This window comes from Shewanella inventionis (assembly GCF_019931735.1).
GTDB lineage: Bacteria > Pseudomonadota > Gammaproteobacteria > Enterobacterales > Shewanellaceae > Shewanella > Shewanella inventionis.
On sequence record NZ_CP082926.1, the window covers coordinates 3,868,364 to 3,887,700 of the forward strand.

13 protein-coding genes are annotated in these 19,337 nt (G+C 41.8%); 6 read left to right on the forward strand and 7 right to left on the reverse strand.

From position 1 onward, the window contains the following. The 3 genes from thiI to pomA all read right to left on the reverse strand — a co-directional run bounded on the left by thiI (window position 1) and on the right by pomA (window position 3,451). Window positions 1-1,455, reverse strand: a complete 1,455-nt coding sequence (gene thiI, locus K8B83_RS17275) for a tRNA uracil 4-sulfurtransferase ThiI (RefSeq protein WP_188957865.1) — start codon at window positions 1,453-1,455, stop codon at window positions 1-3. A 298-nt stretch (window positions 1,456-1,753) separates the two neighbouring features. After that, window positions 1,754-2,680, reverse strand: coding sequence for a flagellar motor protein MotB (locus K8B83_RS17280; RefSeq protein WP_188957867.1), 927 nt, complete (start codon window positions 2,678-2,680; stop codon window positions 1,754-1,756). 3 nt (window positions 2,681-2,683) lie between these two features. Beyond that, on the reverse strand, window positions 2,684-3,451 hold the full coding sequence (gene pomA / locus K8B83_RS17285) for a flagellar motor protein PomA (protein ID WP_223418427.1): 768 nt from the start codon (window positions 3,449-3,451) through the stop codon (window positions 2,684-2,686). Window positions 3,452-3,819: 368 nt separating this feature from the next. Here pomA and xseB point away from each other — a divergent pair, with 368 nt between their 5' ends. Genes xseB through dxs form a run of 3 tightly spaced genes read left to right on the forward strand, consistent with a single transcriptional unit; the run spans window position 3,820 to window position 6,862 of the window. Next, window positions 3,820-4,056 (forward strand): exodeoxyribonuclease VII small subunit, encoded by a 237-nt coding sequence (gene xseB / locus K8B83_RS17290; RefSeq protein WP_188957870.1) that lies wholly within the window; start codon window positions 3,820-3,822, stop codon window positions 4,054-4,056. Window positions 4,057-4,093: 37 nt separating this feature from the next. Beyond that, complete coding sequence (gene ispA, locus K8B83_RS17295) at window positions 4,094-4,975, forward strand: (2E,6E)-farnesyl diphosphate synthase (RefSeq protein WP_188957872.1); 882 nt, start codon at window positions 4,094-4,096, stop codon at window positions 4,973-4,975. A gap of 21 nt (window positions 4,976-4,996) precedes the next feature. After that, window positions 4,997-6,862: a 1-deoxy-D-xylulose-5-phosphate synthase gene (gene dxs, locus K8B83_RS17300; RefSeq protein ID WP_223418429.1), complete on the forward strand. Its 1,866-nt coding sequence runs from the start codon at window positions 4,997-4,999 to the stop codon at window positions 6,860-6,862. 154 nt (window positions 6,863-7,016) lie between these two features. Here dxs and grpE read toward each other — a convergent pair whose 3' ends face one another. After that, window positions 7,017-7,622 carry a nucleotide exchange factor GrpE gene (grpE, locus tag K8B83_RS17305; RefSeq protein WP_223418431.1) on the reverse strand — a complete coding sequence of 202 codons (606 nt, stop codon included), beginning with the start codon at window positions 7,620-7,622 and terminating at the stop codon, window positions 7,017-7,019. 155 nt (window positions 7,623-7,777) lie between these two features. On the opposite strand from grpE, the gene nadK reads away from it, so the two are divergent. The 3 genes from nadK to K8B83_RS17320 all read left to right on the forward strand — a co-directional run bounded on the left by nadK (window position 7,778) and on the right by K8B83_RS17320 (window position 13,581). Then, window positions 7,778-8,656: an NAD(+) kinase gene (gene nadK / locus K8B83_RS17310; RefSeq protein ID WP_188957878.1), complete on the forward strand. Its 879-nt coding sequence runs from the start codon at window positions 7,778-7,780 to the stop codon at window positions 8,654-8,656. Between the two features lie 332 nt (window positions 8,657-8,988). After that, window positions 8,989-10,641: an L-lactate permease gene (locus tag K8B83_RS17315; RefSeq protein ID WP_188957880.1), complete on the forward strand. Its 1,653-nt coding sequence runs from the start codon at window positions 8,989-8,991 to the stop codon at window positions 10,639-10,641. Between the two features lie 135 nt (window positions 10,642-10,776). Further along, a complete protein-coding gene (locus K8B83_RS17320) occupies window positions 10,777-13,581 on the forward strand; it encodes an FAD-binding and (Fe-S)-binding domain-containing protein (RefSeq protein ID WP_223418433.1) in 2,805 nt (934 codons plus the stop codon). Window positions 13,582-13,672: 91 nt separating this feature from the next. On the opposite strand, the gene K8B83_RS17325 is transcribed toward K8B83_RS17320, so the two are convergent. The 3 genes from K8B83_RS17325 to K8B83_RS17335 all read right to left on the reverse strand — a co-directional run bounded on the left by K8B83_RS17325 (window position 13,673) and on the right by K8B83_RS17335 (window position 19,234). Further along, a complete protein-coding gene (locus tag K8B83_RS17325; protein ID WP_223418435.1) occupies window positions 13,673-14,740 on the reverse strand; it encodes a CobW family GTP-binding protein in 1,068 nt (355 codons plus the stop codon). Continuing rightward, window positions 14,737-16,011, reverse strand: a complete 1,275-nt coding sequence (locus K8B83_RS17330) for a DEAD/DEAH box helicase (protein ID WP_223418436.1) — start codon at window positions 16,009-16,011, stop codon at window positions 14,737-14,739. Before K8B83_RS17330 ends, K8B83_RS17325 begins: the two co-directional genes overlap by 4 nt. 157 nt (window positions 16,012-16,168) lie before the next feature. Further along, window positions 16,169-19,234: an EAL domain-containing protein gene (locus K8B83_RS17335; RefSeq protein WP_398410900.1), complete on the reverse strand. Its 3,066-nt coding sequence runs from the start codon at window positions 19,232-19,234 to the stop codon at window positions 16,169-16,171. Window positions 19,235-19,337: the final 103 nt, after the last annotated feature.

Consider the following 19,337-nt stretch of genomic DNA (forward strand, 5'->3'; position numbering starts at 1 on the left):
TTATGGACGGTAAACTTTAACGTTGGTATAACCCTGCTCAATTAAATACAACGCTTGCAATTTACTCATCACACCGCGATCACAATAGAGAAGATAAGTTTTGCTCTTGTCTAAATCAGCAAACTGAGTCGCTAATTTAAAAAATGGAATAGCTTTCACCGTCACGTTGTCTAATTCTAACGGTTTACGTTCTTCTTCTTCAGGTGCGCGTACATCAATAACAATCTCGCCAGAAGCCACGTCTTTAACCGTTTCTGTTTCAGTAACCTGCTTATTCATTTCAGCTTCAATATCGCGAATGTCCATCACCACAGCGGCATCAACAACACGGTCGATTAAATCCTCAGAGAATTTAAGCTCTTCTTTTTCTACTTTAGATAAAATTGCTTTCACGGTTGGTTTTTGTGAAATGACACCACAATATTCAGGAATAGATTTAGCAAAATCTTCAGTGCCAATCAAACGGCTCTGATTAATGATATCTTGTTTATCCATTGCAATCAGCGGGCGCAAAATCAATAAATCAGTACTGCGGTCAATCACGTTCAGGTTGGTTAATGTCTGGCTTGATACTTGGCCTAAACTTTCGCCTGTCACTAACGCTTGGATCCCAAATTTGTCAGCAATACGCGTTGCAGCGCGCATCATCATCCGCTTTAACACTACGCCCATTTGGCCATTATCAATACGTTCAAGAATTTCAGCCACGACAGGCTCAAACGGCACAGACACAAAACGTACCTTGTGAGATTCACCATACGTTTTCCACAAATGGTAAGCCACTTGCTTTACGCCAATCTCGTGCTGTGCACCACCAAGATTGAAAAAGCAGTAATGAGTACGGGCGCCTTTTTTAATAAACTGGAAACTCGATACGCCTGAGTCAAAACCACCAGAAATAAGTGATAACACGTCTTCTTGAGTCGCCATAGGAAAACCTCCCAGACCAGGAATACGACGCTCAACCATGTACAATTTGTCTTGATCAATTTCAAGATTCACTGTTACGTCAGGATTTTTAAGTTTTACACCAAGCGCGTCAGTGTGTTGGTTTAATCCGCCGCCAACATAACGTTCAACTTCAATAGAGTTAAAATCATGATTTCCTGAACGCTTAACCCGCACACAAAAGGTTTTACCCGCGATTTCATCGCGGTATTTAGGCAATACTTGCTGGTATATGTGATCAATTGAATCAAAAGCGTATTCACTCACCTGCACGACATGAGCAATCCCCGGAATACAGCCTAAACGTTCAGCAAACGCGTCGACTAACTCAGGCTTATTGTCTGGTACTTTCACTAAAATACGATCATATAAACGTTGTACCTTGGCTTCTTCATCAACCTTTTTCAGTACATTACGAATATTGGTTTCGAGCATTTTGGTAAAACGCATTCTTACCGACTTACTCTTCATCATTATTTCAGGGTATAGCTTTACAATAAACTTCATGGGGTTTCCGCAGGCATAACTTATCCCTTAGCACAGACAAAATGTGGTTAGCTAAAAGGAATTGTAATACGTTGATTATAAATTGAAAAAACAGCTTACAGATTTGATACATAACGGTTTATTGATAAACCAAAGCAAAAGCGTAAGCAATAATTCGCGGATTATACCAAAAGCTGACTATTAACCAAACATATTCACCAGTTAATCATTCATTTTGTGCAGACTATACGGTTAATAAACATTCTTATAACAAAAAAGCGCAACCTATTCAGGTTGCGCTTTTTGTTAGTAAGCAATCTTACTGCTCTACGGTTATCTCATTTGATTCTTTAGCTTTACCTTGCTCAATGGAAATTTCAACTCGGCGGTTTCGAGTTCGATTCTCATTGGTGTCATTGGGTACTAGCGGCCGATTTGACGCCTCACCGACAACCTTCATTCGAGTTTCATCAAACCCAGATACACGTCTTAATTCATCTGCAACAGCAACTGCACGTTGGCTCGATAGCTCCCAGTTAGAACTGTATAACTCGTTACTAATGTGGGCGCCATCAGTATGGCCAGATACCGTCACAATACCAGGAACATCTTTAAGTAACGTACCAATAGAGCGAACAATAGGTTTAAATTTAGGTTGTAAAAAACCAGAACCAGAAGCGAACGAGCCTTTTTCACGAATGCGAATAATAATTTGTTGGCCCAGTGATTCAATTTCAATGGCACCATCAACGATTTCTTCGTTGAGCTTTTCAGCCATTTTTTTCACTTGTTCATTAATATTTTCTTGTGCAGAAGCGGCATCTTTTTTCACAGCCTCAGCTTCTTGCTGCGCCGTTGCAGCTGCATTACCACCACGTTGATCACCACTTTGCTTTTGAGTGCCACCCGCGCTGTCTTCCTCGCCGGCTTGATATTCAATCGTCGGTTGGGTCATTTCGTTAGTCTGCTGATTAATAATCTCAATCGGCGTGGGATCGGGTCTACCAGGACGAAACTCAAGTGCAATCACCGATGTTCCTTTAGGAATATCTTTCACTTCAACTTTGTTTTGCACCCCAAATGCGTACTTCATCGAGCCTGCAATTTGCTTAAACTTCATGACGTCCATTTCGGAAAACGCCAGCAATAAAACGAAGAAACACATAAGTAGCGACATTAAGTCAGCAAAGGTTGCCAGCCACATAGGGGCGCCAGCCGGTGGACAATCACACTTGGCCTTAGCCATGAGTTACTCTCCGTCCGTTGTATCAATTTTGCGTTGTTTCTCTGCAAGGTAGTTCTTTAGAAAACCTTCAATAACTCGAGGGTTTTGTCCATCTTGAATCGCCAATACAGCATCCATAATTAAATTACGGTTCAACAGTTCTTCGCCCATGCGCAGTGACAATTTATCGGCCATAGGTATCGCAATCATGTTTGCAATAACAGCACCGTAAAGCGTGGTTAACAACGCAACCGCCATGGAAGGACCAATGGATTTAGGGTCATCCATGTTTGACAACATTGCGACTAAGCCTACAAGTGTACCAATCATCCCCATAGCTGGAGCAACATCGCCCATGGCCTTAAAGATACCAATACCAGTTTTGTGGCGGTCCTCAGTTAAGGCAATGTCTTTTTCTAGCGCATTACGCACAACATCACCATCATGACCGTCCACCAACATATCAACGGCTTTTTGCATAAAAGTATTCGTAATGACCGCTTCTTCTAAGGCTAAAAAGCCGCCTTTACGAGCTGCATCGGCCATGGTGATAGATTGTTCAATCAAGTCTTCAGGCTTATCTATTTTAAACATAAAGGCTTTCATGCCGATCTTTATCGAACCTAAAAATTGCTTTAGGTTAAACTTCATCATCACAACAAATAAGGAGCCAGCAACAACAATCAAAATAGATGGGACATCAATAAATAAACCAATACCACCACTGGTCACCATTGCACCAATAATAAACGCAAACGCGCCGATAATACCTATTAGGGTAGCTAAATCCACAACCTCTCCTCAATCGCAGTGATGACTCTGCTTTATTGTGCGCTTTATAAGTGCAATTTATAATGACGTTTTAGCACGTTTAACTTCGATAATAAGCAATCTTAAGCTCAATCGTTATGCATTATTGCAAAAGTTGCAATACTCTCTTTAAATAACATGATGGTATCAATCTAACAGCAGTTTACGCTATTGATTGAAAATCTTAACTCTTTATCGGACAAAGTCAGCTCAAGTTTAGCCCGTTTTTAAGGTTTCTAAAAAAAATTCAACAACAAAGCGTGCTGTTGAGCAAATAACCAGCGACTGTATTTGACCGATACGCTGGGCTGATATACCTTGTCACACGCGCCGAGAGAGGAATAATAACCGTGGCTAAAAAACCAGAAAATCTCAGTTTTGAACAATCTTTGACAGAACTCGAAACTATTGTAGCTCACTTAGAGCAAGGTGAAGTCTCACTAGATGACGCGCTCAAACAATTTGAACGCGGTATTACCTTAGTGCGCCAGAGCCAAACTAAGCTAGAACAAGCCCAACAAAAAGTGTCTATTTTATTAAATGAAAATGATGTTGATTTAGCACCATTTTCAGTCGAAAGTGAATAATCGTCAATCCTTTAGGTTGAATTATAGGTCTTGATACGTGTTAGCTGAAGCGATAAAAACTTACCAAAAACGAGTTGATGCTGTACTGAATGAGCATTTAAATCAACTTGATGCTGCCGCGCCTCACCTAAAAGCGGCCATGTTGCATGGCGCCTTATTAGGCGGTAAACGTATTAGACCTTTTTTGGTTTACAGTGTCGGTGACATGCTAGGTGTCAATATTGACGCTCTGGACAAAGCTGCTGCGGCAATTGAATGTATTCATGCTTATTCATTAATACACGATGACTTACCCGCAATGGACAATGATGCGCTCCGTCGTGGTCAGCCGACCGTTCATGTTGCCTTTGATGAGGCTACTGCCATTTTAGCCGGTGATGCCTTGCAAACTCTAGCGTTTGAGATTATTACCGCGCCATGTGAAACACTAACCGCAAGCCAACAATTAGCCATGGTAAGTGCGTTAGCCAAAGCATCGGGTTATCAAGGAATGTGTGGTGGCCAGGCGATTGATCTTAGCGCCACCAATCACAGTATAAATTTACAACGCTTAACAGAATTACATAATAAAAAAACAGGTGCTTTGATTAGTTGTGCCGTTGAACTTGCATTAATAACAGCCAATGTTCCAAAAGAGCAGTATCTATTAATGATGCAATACGCTCAATCACTAGGATTAGCATTTCAAGTTCAGGACGATATTTTAGATATTACCGCAAGCACGGAAGAGCTTGGAAAACCTCAAGGCAGTGATGAGCAATCCAATAAAAGCACCTTTCCTAAACTACTGGGTCTTGATGGTGCAAAGGCCTGCGCAGAACAACTAATACAAGATGCACTATCAGCGCTGACTAAATTGCCATACAATAGCCAGTTAATTGCAGACTTCGCTCGTTATATTATTGAGCGAAGATTATAATAAGAGTCAGAATATCTCGCTATGAGTTTCGATATTTCTAAATTCCCAGTACTAGCTCAAGCTAATACACCAGAAGAATTAAAGAAGTTACCGCAAGGTTTACTTCCACAAGTGTCTGATGAACTTAGACAATTCTTACTTCAGTCTGTTGGTATTTCCAGCGGACATTTTGCGTCTGGCTTAGGCACAGTAGAATTAACTGTGGCACTTCATTATGTCTATAACACCCCATTTGACCGTTTAATATGGGATGTTGGTCATCAAGCCTACCCACATAAAATCTTAACGGATCGCCGTGAGCGTATGCATACCATTAGACAAAAAAATGGTCTGCATCCTTTTCCCTGGCGTGAAGAAAGTCAATACGATACCTTTAGCGTTGGCCACTCTGGTACATCAATTAGTGCTGCATTAGCTATGGCTGTTGCCGCAGACAAAGAAGCCGCTGGACGTAAAGTTGTGGCTGTGATCGGTGATGGTGCAATGACTGGCGGCATGGTATTTGAAGCCATGAACCACGCTGGTGATCTGCATAAAGACATGCTCGTTGTGTTGAATGACAATGAAATGTCGATTTCAGAAAATGTTGGCGCTTTAAATAATCATTTAGCCCAATTGATGTCGGGACGCTTTTACACCACGATCCGCGAAAATAGTAAAAAAGTGCTTAAAGGCATGCCTGTCATTAAAGAAATGGCTAAGCGTACCGAAGAGCACCTTAAAGGCATGGTTGTTCCTGCTACGTTATTTGAAGAGCTCGGTTTTAATTACATTGGCCCAATTGATGGGCACGATGTGGATTCGCTGGTAGAAACCTTGCGTAATATGCGCAACCTTAAAGGCCCTCAAATGCTGCACATCATGACCAAAAAAGGTCGTGGTTATGAACCCGCAGAGAAAGATCCTATCGGTTGGCATGCTGTGCCTAAATTTGACCCTAGCCAATTTAAAAAACCTGCAACAAAACCCGGACTGCCTACCTTTTCCCAGGTTTTCGGTAAATGGTTATGTGACGTTGCAGCTCAAGATGACAAGTTAATGGCGATAACACCTGCAATGCGCGAAGGCTCAGGCATGGTTGAGTTTTCGCAGCGTTTTCCTGCACAATATTTTGATGCGGCTATTGCAGAGCAACATGCTGTGACACTAGGCGCCGGATTTGCTTGTGAAGGACTGAAGCCTGTTGTAGCGATTTACTCAACCTTTTTACAACGTGGCTATGATCAATTAATCCATGATGTTGCCTTACAACGCCTACCAGTATTGTTTGCCATTGACCGTGGCGGTATTGTGGGCGCAGACGGCCCAACTCACCAAGGTGCATTCGATTTAAGCTTTATGCGCTGTATCCCTAACATGGTGATTATGGCGCCTTCCGATGAAAATGAATGTCGCCAAATGTTATACACTGGCTATTGCTACCAAGACGGCCCAACCGCTGTTCGTTATCCTCGAGGTAGTGCTACAGGAGCTGAACAAGTCGAGCAAATGACAACCTTACCTATTGGTAAAGGCCTGTTAAAACGTCAAGGCAAAAAAATTGTCATCATTAACTTTGGCACAACATTAGCAGCTGCATTAGAGGCCGCAGACCAACTTGATGCCAGTGTCGCTGATATGCGCTTTGTGAAGCCACTTGATGTTGATTTGCTAGCTGAGTTGGCGACTAGTCACGATGTCATTATTACTGTTGAAGAAAATGCAGTCATGGGTGGTGCAGGCTCTGGCGTGCTAGAAGCTCTACAACAAATGCGCATTATAAAACCGGTTTTATTAATAGGTTTACCTGATGAATTTATTAAACACGGTGCACCAGACGAAATCACATCAGAATTACAGCTTGATGCTGCTGGGATTTTAGCGCAAATTCAGGCATTTGTGGCATAGATAAGGTTAGTTTTAATTAGCTAGATTACATGATGACCATAAAAAAGGACTGATAATTCAGTCCTTTTTTTATTTCTATTTAACAGTGAAACGACTAAATGTTTATTTTCAACATCACGTTTCTATATATAAGGTTATGCTCTAACTTCAACGGCTATGCTTCAACATCTACGCTATTACCGCCTTGTGAAACCATTACCATGGCTGGACGTAATAAACGGTCATTGAGTAAATACCCTTTCTGCATCACCATCATTACTGTGTTAGCTGGGAATTCAGCGCTTGGCTGCATACCAATAGCTTGATGATGATCAGGATTAAATGCTTCACCTTGAGGATTAACTTGGTTTACACCAAACTTCTCAACTGAAGTAAGAAACCCTTTCATCGTTAATTCAACACCTTCGTAGATAGCTTTAGTCGTCTCATTTTCAGGGTCTGTTCCCTGCAAAGCGCGCTCCATATTGTCAATTACTGGCAATAATTCATTAACGAACTTTTCTAAGGCAAATTTACGTGCTTGCTCAACATCTTTCGCAGCACGAGTGCGTATGTTTTGCGTTTCTGCAGCGGCACGCATCTCAACATCTTTACGCTCAGCCAATGCAGCTTGGGTTTCAGCTAATTGCTGTTCTAATTCTTCGACGCGAAAATTTGCTTGGGTCAATTCATCCATCAAACTTGCTTCATCAGCCACGACTTCAGGTGTTACCACTTCTTCCACTTGATCTTGCGGTGCGTTGTTCGATTCGTTGCTCATTTTCACTCCAGCTAAAAAAATGCAAAATTGGATATGCTATTAATGTGACTATTTACTGATTAATTAACAGCGATTATCACACTTTTAATAAGTTTGAGTATATTATGGGGATCAATTCTTATGTTTCAAGTCCTAAAGGCACAACAAACTCGAATATGACTAATTTGTTCAAAACAATCGGACTCATCGGCAAACCGCATCACGAAGGGACCAATCAAACCTTACGGCGATTGCATCATTGGCTCAGTGTTCAAGGCTTTAATGTGATTGTCGAAGAACGCGTCTCTGCAGAGTTAGGCCCTGATGTTTGCTCAATGGACTTACTCGAAATGGGTGAACATTGCGACTTAGCCATCGTCGTGGGTGGTGACGGTAATATGCTTGGGGCAGCCAGAGTACTAGCCCGATTTGATGTTGCGGTTATTGGCGTTAACCGTGGTAACCTGGGTTTTTTGACCGACTTGCCACCGGACAACTTTGAAGATGCATTATCAAAGGTGTTAGACGGTGAGTTTGAAACAGAGCATCGCTTTTTACTTGAAGCTGAAGTGCATCGACACGGTAAGACAATCGCAAGTAATACAGCAGTAAACGAAGCGGTATTGCACCCGGGTAAAATTGCTCACATGATTCAATTTGAAGTCTATATTGATGAGCAATTTATGTACAGTCAGCGAGCTGACGGCATGATTGTATCTACGCCAACGGGTTCAACCGCATATTCATTATCTGCTGGCGGTTCTATTTTAACCCCAAATTTACAAGCCATTATTTTAGTTCCGATGTTTCCTCATACCCTATCATGCCGCCCAATAGTGGTTGATGCCAGCTGTAATATTAAGCTCGTCGTATCACCGAATAATGACGAAAATCTTGAAGTGAGTTGTGACGGTCATGTGCATCTAGCCGTTTTGCCTGGAGATGAAATCTTTATTCGCCGCTCTAATGAACGTTTAAGATTAATTCATCCGAAAGGTCATAATTACTTCCATGTACTGCGAAATAAGTTAGGCTGGGGAAGTAAACTTTTTTAACTTTTGAACTAGCTCACACCTTCTCAAACGTTCACGTGAAGCTCTTCACATTAACAACTACTAATAAACGTTATCTTAAGGCCAATCGTTCTTAACGTTTGGCCTTATTTTTATGATTATTTTCGTTCCCCAAAAACGTGATCTAAAACCAACATTCGAAATACAGCTATTGGACATAGATCCCACTTCGATAAGCAAACCCTGTTTCTCGAGTTTTAAATGATCTCGATCAACACTTTTAACACTTAAATAACGTCTATTACGCCCTAGTTAGCGAAAGTCTAACAAATAATAACAATTTAATACCCACTATAAGTGATACAGAGGTATACATGACATTTCTACAGTTACTAGCAAGCTTAACGCCCATTATCAGCGTAATGGTATTTTTAGTACTCATGCGCTTACCGGCATCCAAAGCAATGCCGATATCAATGATTGCGACAGGTCTGGCAGCAATCTTTATTTGGCAAATGGACACGATGCTTCTCGCAGCTTCCGTTGTCGAAGGACTTCTTTCAGCATTAACACCGCTTACCATTATTTTTGGGGCGGTGTTTTTGTTAAATACCTTAAAATATTCTGGCGCGATGGACACTATCCGCTCTGGATTCACCAATATTAGCGCTGATGCTCGTGTGCAAGTAGTTATTATTTGCTGGCTATTTGGCTCATTTATTGAAGGCTCTGCAGGTTTTGGGACCCCTGCAGCAATTGGTGCACCATTACTCGTATTACTTGGCGTACCTCCAATTGCCGCCGCTGTGGTTGCTTTGATTGGTGACTCTACTGCAGTTTCATTTGGTGCAATCGGTTTACCCGTTTTATTTGGTATGGAACAGGGACTAACAGAAGGCGGCGTGAATATGGCGGCTGCGCAATTTGCTGAACATGGCGGTACCTTTGTGGGTTACGCGCAGTTTATTGCGAAGCACATGATCACCATCGATTTGATTACTGGCTCACTTATTCCATTAGTGATGGTATGTGTGTTAACGGGTTTCTTTGGCCGTAACAAATCAATTAAAGAAGGCTTACAAATTTGGAAGTTTGCCCTATTTGCAGGCTTTGCATTCACCATCCCAGCATGGTTAATTAACTACTTTGCAGGCCCAGAGTTTCCTTCTGTTATTGGTTCGCTTGTCGGTATGGCATTAGTTATCCCAGTGGCGAGAAAAGGCTGGTTACTCCCAGCACAACCTTGGTGTGACTTTAGTGAAAATGACAACAAAACAGAAGAAGAGTTAGCCATTGATGAAACACCGGTTAAGTTTTCGCAAATCGCAGCTTGGTCTCCTTATATCATCATGGCAGCGTTATTAGTTCTGTCTCGTGTTGTAGGGCCTTTCAAGAGCTGGTTAACCAGCTTCAACATTAGCTGGACAGGCTTACTCGGCACTGAGTTAAAAGCCGGTTTTGCCACTTTCTACGCCCCTGGTATTTTCTTTGTTGCCGTCTGCTTATTTGGTTTTGTGTTATTCAAAATGAAACCCAAAGCAATGAAGCAATCATTGACTGTGTCATGTAAATCAATGTTACCTACCATCATTTCATTAGGCGCATCTGTGCCTATGGTAAAAATCTTCCTGAACTCTGGCGAAAACGGAGCTGGCTTGGCTTCAATGCCTGTAGCACTTGCCGATTTACTCGCTAATAGCATGGGTGCGGTATGGGCTTGGGTATCGCCAGTGGTTGGAATTTTCGGTGCATTCCTTTCGGGGTCTGCCACTTTCTCAAACATGATGTTCTCTGGCTTACAATATTCTGTCGCCGATAACATTGGCATGAACCACGCGTTAGCGTTGGCACTACAAGGTATTGGCGCGAACGCCGGTAATATGATGTGTGTGATGAACGTTGTTGCTGCCGCTACTGTAGTTGGCATGGCTGGACGTGAGTCTGAAATCATTCGTAAAACGATGCCTATCGCCCTTGGTTATGCACTTGTTGCAGGCACCATTGCGGTTATCTGGGGCGGTTTTTAATTACTCAAATTCATATTGATAACGAAATACTCAAGCAGATTGGAGTTGTAGCCAACAATGTTACAACTCCAACATAAGAGTATAAAACAGTAGGCATAACTGCCTACACAACATTACAGTGTAAGAGAGCATGTTATGACTATAAACTATCAAGTGGTAATGGGTATTTTAACGTCTCAATTAGGCAGCAAATGTGTTACCAATGATCCGGTTCGTCGCTTTGCTTGGTCTACCGACGCCAGTTATTTCCGTATCGTCCCAGAAATCGTCGTTCACGCAGATACCATAGAACAAGTAAAAATAACGTTAAACGTAGCAAGAGCACACAATGTACCGGTAACATTTCGCGCAGCAGGTACCAGTTTATCAGGCCAAGCTATTGGTGAAGGTATTTTGCTCATTCTTGGTCACGATGGTTTTAGAACTATTGAAATCAGCGAAGATAAATCCTCTATTTCGCTTGGTGCTGCTGTAATTGGGTCTGATGCCAACGCGGCATTAAAACCATTTAACAAGAAAATCGGCCCAGACCCTGCTACCCTCGCCTCAGCACAAGTCGGTGGTATGGTTGCTAACAATGCCTCGGGAATGTGTTGTGGTACGGCGCAAAACAGCTATCAAACCATTAAGTCTGCAAAGCTGATGCTTGCTGATGGTACCGAGTTAGATACCGGTTGTCCGCACTCTAAAGCTGCATTCAGCCAATCGCATTCGATGCTTTTAGCTGCGTTAACTGATTTATCGCAGTTAACCCAAAATAACCCAACACTATCAGCGCGTATTCGTAAGAAATTCTCGATTAAGAACACGACGGGCTATAGCATCAATTCTTTAGTCGATTTTAGTGACCCTTTTGACATCATCAATCACCTTATTGTTGGTTCTGAAGGTACATTGGCGTTTGTTAATGAAATCACTTATCACACGGTAGACGAAGCGCAATTTAAAGCGTCTGCCATGGCAGTGTTTTTCAATATGGAAGACGCTGCAAGCTCAATCCCGCTCATTAAAGGTGACAGTGTTGCTGCAGCTGAATTACTCGATTGGGCCTCAATTAAATCAGTGACAGGCAAAACCGGCATGCCTGAATGGCTAAGCCAGTTACCTGAAGGCTCTGCTATTTTGTTGATTGAATCACGCGCAAATGATTCTCAAACACTCGATAGCTATACCAATGACGTGATCCAAAAAATTGCACACATTAAAACCGAACGTCCGATTGAGTTCAGTAAAGATCCTGCGGTATTTGGCCAGTATTGGGCAATGCGTTCGGGCTTGTTCCCTATTATTGGTGGTGCACGCCCTAAAGGAACATCAGTTATTATTGAAGATGTGGCGTTTGAGCTTGAACATTTAGCGAGCGCAGCTGCAGATTTAACTGCGTTATTCCATAAGCATGGATACCCAGAAGGGGTGATTTACGGCCATGCACTTGCGGGTAACTTCCACTTTATCATTACCCCTACGTTTGCTTCGCAAGGCGATATCGATCGTTTCCATGCCTTTATGCAAGATGTCGCTGATATGGTCATCAATAAATACGATGGTTCGATGAAAGCGGAACATGGTACTGGACGTGCTGTCGCACCATTTGTGGAAATGGAATGGGGTAGCGATGCTTACACCCTTATGAAGCAAATTAAACAAATTTTTGATCCGAGCGGCTTGCTCAACCCAGGTGTTATTTTAAACAACGACGCACAAGTCCATGTCAAAAATATTAAACCATGCCCTGTAGTAGATGACTTTGTCGATAAATGTATTGAATGTGGTTTCTGCGAAAAGACCTGTCCAACATCGGCACTTAACTTCTCTCCACGTCAACGTATAGCAGTATTACGTGAGATTGAACGCCTAGAACAGTCAGGTGACAAAAAAGCGGCAGCAGAAATGCGTGCCAGCTCGAAGTACGATGTTATCGACACCTGTGCTGCTTGTCAGTTATGTACTATCGCCTGCCCTGTTGATAACAGCATGGGTCAGTTAGTACGTAAATTACGTACCCCTTATATCACCACTACAGAACAAAAAGTACTCGACTTCCAAGCGAAGCATTTTGGTGCAGTAAACCAGGTGATTAGTACTGGGTTTGATATTCTTGGCATTCTTCATAAAGTGACCGGTGACACTATCACCAACTCACTGATGAATGCGGGTAGAATGATCACTAAAGAAGTACCCTATTGGAATCCAGATTTTCCAAAAGGTGGTAAAGTCGCTAAGCCATCGCCTCATAAACCGGGCCAGCAAACGGTATTATACTTCCCTGCTTGTGGCGGCAGAACCTTTGGGCCAACACCAAAAGATCCTGATAACCGCACCTTACCAGAAGTGGTTATTACCTTACTCGAACGTGCCGGTTACAACGTGATTATCCCAGATAATACTCGTCATTTATGCTGTGGCCAGATGTGGGAATCAAAAGGTGATTTTAAAAATGCCGACGCTAAACGTGATGAACTCATTGATGCGTTAAGCAAGCTATCTGACAACGGAAAAGTGCCTGTTGTAGTTGATGCCTTGTCTTGTACTTATCGTACGTTAACTGGCAACCCTAAAGTAGCCATTACAGACTTAGTCGAGTTTATGCACGATAATTTGCTACCCAACATGACCATCACTAAAAAATCTAACGTCACCTTACACCAAGGCTGTAGTGCCCGTAAGATGAAGCTAGAACCTAAACAACAAGCGATTGCCGATGCATGTGCTAAACATGTTGTATTACCTGCAGGTATTACGTGTTGCGGTTATGCGGGAGAAAAAGGCTTGTACAAGCCTGAAATCAACGCCAGCGCCTTACGTAATATCAAAAAACTCATTCCAGCGGAAACCAAAGAAGGGTATTACGCTAACAGAATGTGTGAAGTAGGATTAACCCAACACAGTGGTATTTCATATCGACACTTAGCGTATTTGTTAGAGGAATGTACTCGCTAATCTGCAGAGTATTGTTAACCTCTTAAACGCAAAATGGGCATTGATTATTTATCAATGTCCATTTTTATTGGATTATTGCTAATTGATCAGCTCAATAGCATTCAAATAACTGTTGTTGAAGTGTGCCACCATCAAGCGGTTTGTCGCTAATGATCTCGATACGCGAATCAAGGGCATCATCTAATTCGTCGAGAGTTAATTTATCATCAACCATATTGACACTTAGAATGCCGTCAAAGGTAATGACAATGGCTTTTAATCTGATTACATTTAGCAACTTTACAGAGTCAATCCATACCATAAAACGGTCAAAATCAACACTGCGCTGGCTGTCTAAAACCCAACCGTAGCTAAAACAGCCCTCACCTTGATTAGTTTTGTAAATATAGCCCTGCTCAGCTAGCTGTTGTTGTAATTTATCGCCACCTTGAGTTGATGTAGCCATAGGCAATAACCATTGATCTGCCGTTCGAAAAAGCAAGCTGGTAGGTTTGGACTCTGACATGATGCTAGCCGTCGCTCGGCCACTAGGCTGATTTAATATGGCGATCAGCTGTTCTACTTGCCCTTTTTGGCTAAAATAATCATCACTCTTAATAATCGGCGTTTCCGCTCTATCCAATCTCGCCATCAATTCTATTAAGTGTTGCTGTTCTTGCTCACCATATTGTTGAGCTTTGTTAGCAATCACAGTGTCGGCTATCTGCAATTGTTGGATAAAAATATCATGGCTATTATAGCGGCTGTCACTGACCTTACGTGCATCGACTAAACACAATGTAGTTTGTACCTTTATCACCTGTTGCAAATGCGGCACTTGTAATAATTTAACGATTTCAGCTGGGTGGCCAAGTCCGGTAGGTTCAATCAATAATCTATCAGGCTTAGCCTGTTGAATAATTTGATTTATTGCAACTTGGGTTGGCACTCCAGCCGTGCAGCAAAGACAACCACCAGGGACTTCTTTAATCACGACTTTAGTTGCTGTAGAGCCGGCATTGAGTAAACCACCGTCAATGCCAATCTCGCCAAATTCATTGACTAAAACCGCCCACACTTCATGCTCGGGTTTATTGGCCAGCAACGCTTTAATGAGCGTAGTTTTACCTACCCCCAAAAAACCGGTGATAATATTCGTTTTTATCGGTTTAGTGATCACTTTTTAACTTTCGCAGCGTATTTACCTTTACGCATTGGTTTTGCGGCGCCTTGAGGCGGTTTTCCGCGTTTATGCTTAAAGGCTTTCTTTGGTTTTTCAGGGCTGACATCTCGATATCTAGCAGGCAATGGCGCTCCTTCCTCATAACCAGTTGGAGTCAGTGCAGGTAACGTTTGGCCAATAAGCTGTTCAATATCACTGAGTAATTCAAGTTCTTGTGGGCTCACTAAAGAAATAGCCTCACCAGCCAACCCTGCACGACCCGTACGGCCAACACGATGAACATAATCTTCACATTCTTCAGGCAGTTCAAAGTTAATTACACGTGGTAATGCCTGAATATCCAGGCCTCGAGCGGCTAAGTCGGTAGCAATTAATACTCGCAATTGGCCGGCCTTAAATTCTTCTAGGGCACGATTACGTGCACCTTGACTCTTATCACCATGGAATACGGCTGATTTAATCCCATCCAATGACAACTCACGGAATAAATGTTCAGCCGTTTCTTTACGGCTGGTAAAAACCATCACTTGTTGCCAATTGTGTTTACCAATAAGTTCAGACAATAGCTCGGCTTTACGACGAGCATCCACTTTATAGACTTGCTGAGCGACATTCGCAGCCGTCGTGTGAGTTTCAACATGGACATATTCAGGTTGATTAAGCATTTTAGCCGCAAGACTTTTTACATCGTCAGAAAAGGTGGCAGAAAACATCATGGTTTGATGCGGCTTCGCAATTAGGCGTTTTACTTTTTCGATGTCTTTAACAAAACCTAAGTCAAGCATACGGTCGGCTTCATCTATCACCAGATGCGTCACAAATGATAAATCCAATTCATGTTGGCCAATGATGTCAAATAGGCGCCCAGGAGTTGCAACTAACACATCAACGCCCTGTTCTAAGGTTTTACGCTGTGGATTAATGCTGGCACCGCCGTAAACAGCTAAGCTAGAAAGGTCGCTAAATTGACTGTACTTAATCAGGTTTTGTTCTATTTGAATTGCAAGCTCACGAGTCGGCGTCATGATGAGCACGCGCAAGCGCTGGCCGGGAATAATATCGGCTATAGGCTGTTGTAATAATTGATGTAAAAGTGGCAACGCAAATGCAGCTGTTTTACCTGTGCCGGTTTCGGCACTGGCCAACACATCCTGGCCATTGAGCGCTAGTGGGATCACCGCTTGTTGGACAGGTGTTGCGGTGTGATAACCAGATTGATTAATCGCATCTAATAATAATTGCGACAACCCTAGCGAAGTAAATGACATAACAGACTCAGTAAACAATGAAATAGGCTGCTATTGTATACTAATCTAAAGCGCATTAACTATTTCAATTATATCTCGCATTACGCTATTAATTGGCGTATGTCGCTATCAATAACACTTTAATTCGAACTAGATTCAAGCAAAAAATAAGCAGTCCTTAATTTGTGACAAGTTCATCCGACAGCCTTGGCACAACATATTGTTGCATATATTTCTTTTCAAAATCCTCGCTACATAAGGCATGTGAAAACAAATAACCTTGGCCATAATCGCATCCAGCAAACTCAAGTAAGCTTCGCTGTTGTTCGGTTTCGATCCCTTCGGCAATCACTTTCATGCCTAATTTATGTGCCATTACGATAATGGCTTCACACAAACTTAAATCATTACTGTCAGGGGCTAAATTATTGACAAAAGATTTATCAATTTTAAGATAATCGATATTGAATTTTCGTAAATAGGATAACGATGAATAACCGGTACCAAAGTCATCTAACGACACTTCAAGCCCCGCCTCGCGGTAAGCTAAAAGCTTAGCTTCAACGTTTTGTTCTTTTTCTAACAACAACCCTTCGGTAATTTCAATACAGATACTTTTTGCATCAACATGTTGCTCAGACATTTGCGATAACCAATCGTTTACGTCTGTGGTTTCATCTCTAAATTGTATCGGAGATTTATTAATACTTATCTGAATATCCGCATTGAACTGTTTTTTCCATTTAGCAGATTGTGTCACGGCCTGACTAAACACCCAGTTACCAATTTCGATAATCATCCCGGTCTCTTCTGCGATAGGGATAAACTCCGCTGGCGAAATAAATCCCATCGTAGGATGATTCCATCGGATCAGCGCTTCTACCTTGACGATATGCTCACTGCTTAACTCAACAATAGGTTGGTAATACAGTTCAAATTGCTGTTGTAGCACCGCATTTTTTAGCTCTTGCACTAGTTGCATGCGTTTTTGGGCATCACTTTGCATTGCTGGAGTGAAATAATTAAACCGATTTCGGCCATGTGATTTTGCAGAATACATAGCTTGATCGGCATTTTTTAGAAGCGCTTCTGTGGTGATGGCATCATCGGGGAACAAAGTAATACCAATACTGCCGCTTATGTAGGCTGTCTGTTGTCCTAATGTATAAGGTTCAGCTAGGCGTTTAAGTATTTGGCTCGCAACGCGTTCGACACCATGATTATGATCAAGATTGGTTAATACGATGGTAAATTCATCGCCACCTAAACGCGCCACGACATCTGACTCTCGTACGCAGCTTTTAAGGCGTTCTGCGGTTTCTAACAACAATACATCACCCATATCGTGGCCTAATGTGTCATTGATTTCTTTAAAGTAATCTAAGTCTAAAAACATCAAAGCAAAGTGATTATGCTGTCGGTCGCTATGTTGGACTTCTTTAGTTAAAAACTCTAATAACATCCTACGGTTAGGTAAGCCAGTGAGTGCATCATAGTTCGCTTGGCGCCAAATAAGCTCTTCCGTTTGTTTTTTCTTGGTAATATCAGAAAATAGCGCAACAAAACGAGCAGACTGATTTTTTGTTTGGCTAATTGAGTTTATCGTTAATAGGATCAGGTAGTTTTCACCATTTTTACGCCGCATCCATACCTCACCCTGCCAACGACCGAGTTGCTTCAGTTGTTTATCTAGCTGGTCGTAAAAGCTCTTCGGTTGTAGTTCAGATTGGAATACACGTAAACTTTGACCTTTGATATCTTCCTTGTTAAACCCAGTAATCATTGAAAATGCAGGATTTGAGTCAACAATTATTCCATCGGATGTAAATACACTCATCGCCTCACTAGAATTTTGGTATACAGACGCCGCAATACTTAACGACGCCTCGACCTGTTTAATATCGGTAATATCACTTAAAGTGCCACACACTCGCAGTGGTTTTCCTCGCTCATCGATATCAACTACCTTCCCAGTTTGTAATATCCATCGAGTTTCCCCCCATAGATTAATCAGTTGATACTCTATCTTTTGGCTGATACAACGGCCTTTACGAACATCGATAATTGACCGTAAAAAACGAATCCTATCTTGTGGATCAATCGCATCAACCCAAATTTTTGGGGTTTGATTTAATTCTTCCATCGAACAACAGAGAATATCAGCACTATAACGGTTAATCTGCATGGCTCGATTGGCAACGTCCCAATCCCAAACCCCCAGCTCACTGCTGTCGAGCACTAAATCTAATTGCTCTTTACTTTGCAATAATGCTTTCTCAGCTTTTTTCTGTTTAGTAATATCAAGGAAACCAGCAATCACCAAAAAACCGTTATTTTCGACATTACGTCGGCACGTTATAGTGATATGGGTATAAACAATAGAACCGTCTTTGGCCACAAAACGTTTATCCATTTCATACTCATCAATATCCCCCTTAACCATCTTGTCGTATAACAGTAAGTCTTTATTTAAATCATCTGGGTAAGTTAATTCGACCCAGGTACGGGCTTTTAACTCACTCTCACTGTAGCCAAACATTTGGCACAAATAAGGATTAACTTTAAGCCAGTATTTAGCTTTCGACGTAATTGATATACCAATATTACCGATGTCGAATTGATTTTTAAAAAGAAAATCTTCTTGAAGCTTTACCTGCATATCACGTTCGCGAAACACAATTTGAGCCAGTAAGTGACCGATTACCATCGTTAATAGCGGAAATATGATTAAGATGGGCAGTGAAATATGCAAAAGCGTATCAATGGCTTGATTTAGCGGTAATAACAGTAACGATGACAACAATACAAGATGGACTATTATACCGAATGTATAAAATGCCCATTTGCTAATTTGAGCAAGGTGGTCTTTACGGTAATGGTGCCAGGCCACGCCAATAAAGCCACTGCAAAACAACATCAAAATGCCAACCAAAGCACCAGTTCCACCCTGGTTATATCGATATAACGCCATGCAAACAGAAGCTATGATAGTTGGGATAAATCCAAAAAATAATCCCGACAGGCTTAACAATACAGAACGAGTATCAAACAATACCCCTTCTTGGAAAGCCAATGGATTCATCATAATAATCACACCGATGATACCAATCAGCGCGCCCATACTAAATTGCCATGCAAATAAGTGAGATTTACGTTGGTGGGAAGGAAAAAGCGAATACAGATACACCAACGCTAACAGCAGCGCGGCATTTTCGAAAAAAGAGAAAAAAACATTCAGATTGATCATCTACACATTCCCTTAAGCATCCTTAACAAACTCATTTGCATCCTAGCAGTCTTTAATTAGTGTAGCAGAATCAAACTAATAACATGATTCTTTTGCTCTT

What these genes read in the sequence shown, in the direction of transcription:
- thiI (WP_188957865.1), bottom strand. Translation starts at nt 1,455, where the DNA reads ATGAAGTTTATTGTAAAGCTATACCCTGAAATAATGATGAAGAGTAAG.
- K8B83_RS17280 (WP_188957867.1), bottom strand. Translation starts at nt 2,680, where the DNA reads ATGGCTAAGGCCAAGTGTGATTGTCCACCGGCTGGCGCCCCTATGTGG.
- dxs (WP_223418429.1), top strand. Translation starts at nt 4,997, where the DNA reads ATGAGTTTCGATATTTCTAAATTCCCAGTACTAGCTCAAGCTAATACA.
- grpE (WP_223418431.1), bottom strand. Translation starts at nt 7,622, where the DNA reads ATGAGCAACGAATCGAACAACGCACCGCAAGATCAAGTGGAAGAAGTG.
- nadK (WP_188957878.1), top strand. Translation starts at nt 7,778, where the DNA reads ATGACTAATTTGTTCAAAACAATCGGACTCATCGGCAAACCGCATCAC.
- K8B83_RS17315 (WP_188957880.1), top strand. Translation starts at nt 8,989, where the DNA reads ATGACATTTCTACAGTTACTAGCAAGCTTAACGCCCATTATCAGCGTA.
- K8B83_RS17320 (WP_223418433.1), top strand. Translation starts at nt 10,777, where the DNA reads ATGACTATAAACTATCAAGTGGTAATGGGTATTTTAACGTCTCAATTA.
- K8B83_RS17330 (WP_223418436.1), bottom strand. Translation starts at nt 16,011, where the DNA reads ATGTCATTTACTTCGCTAGGGTTGTCGCAATTATTATTAGATGCGATT.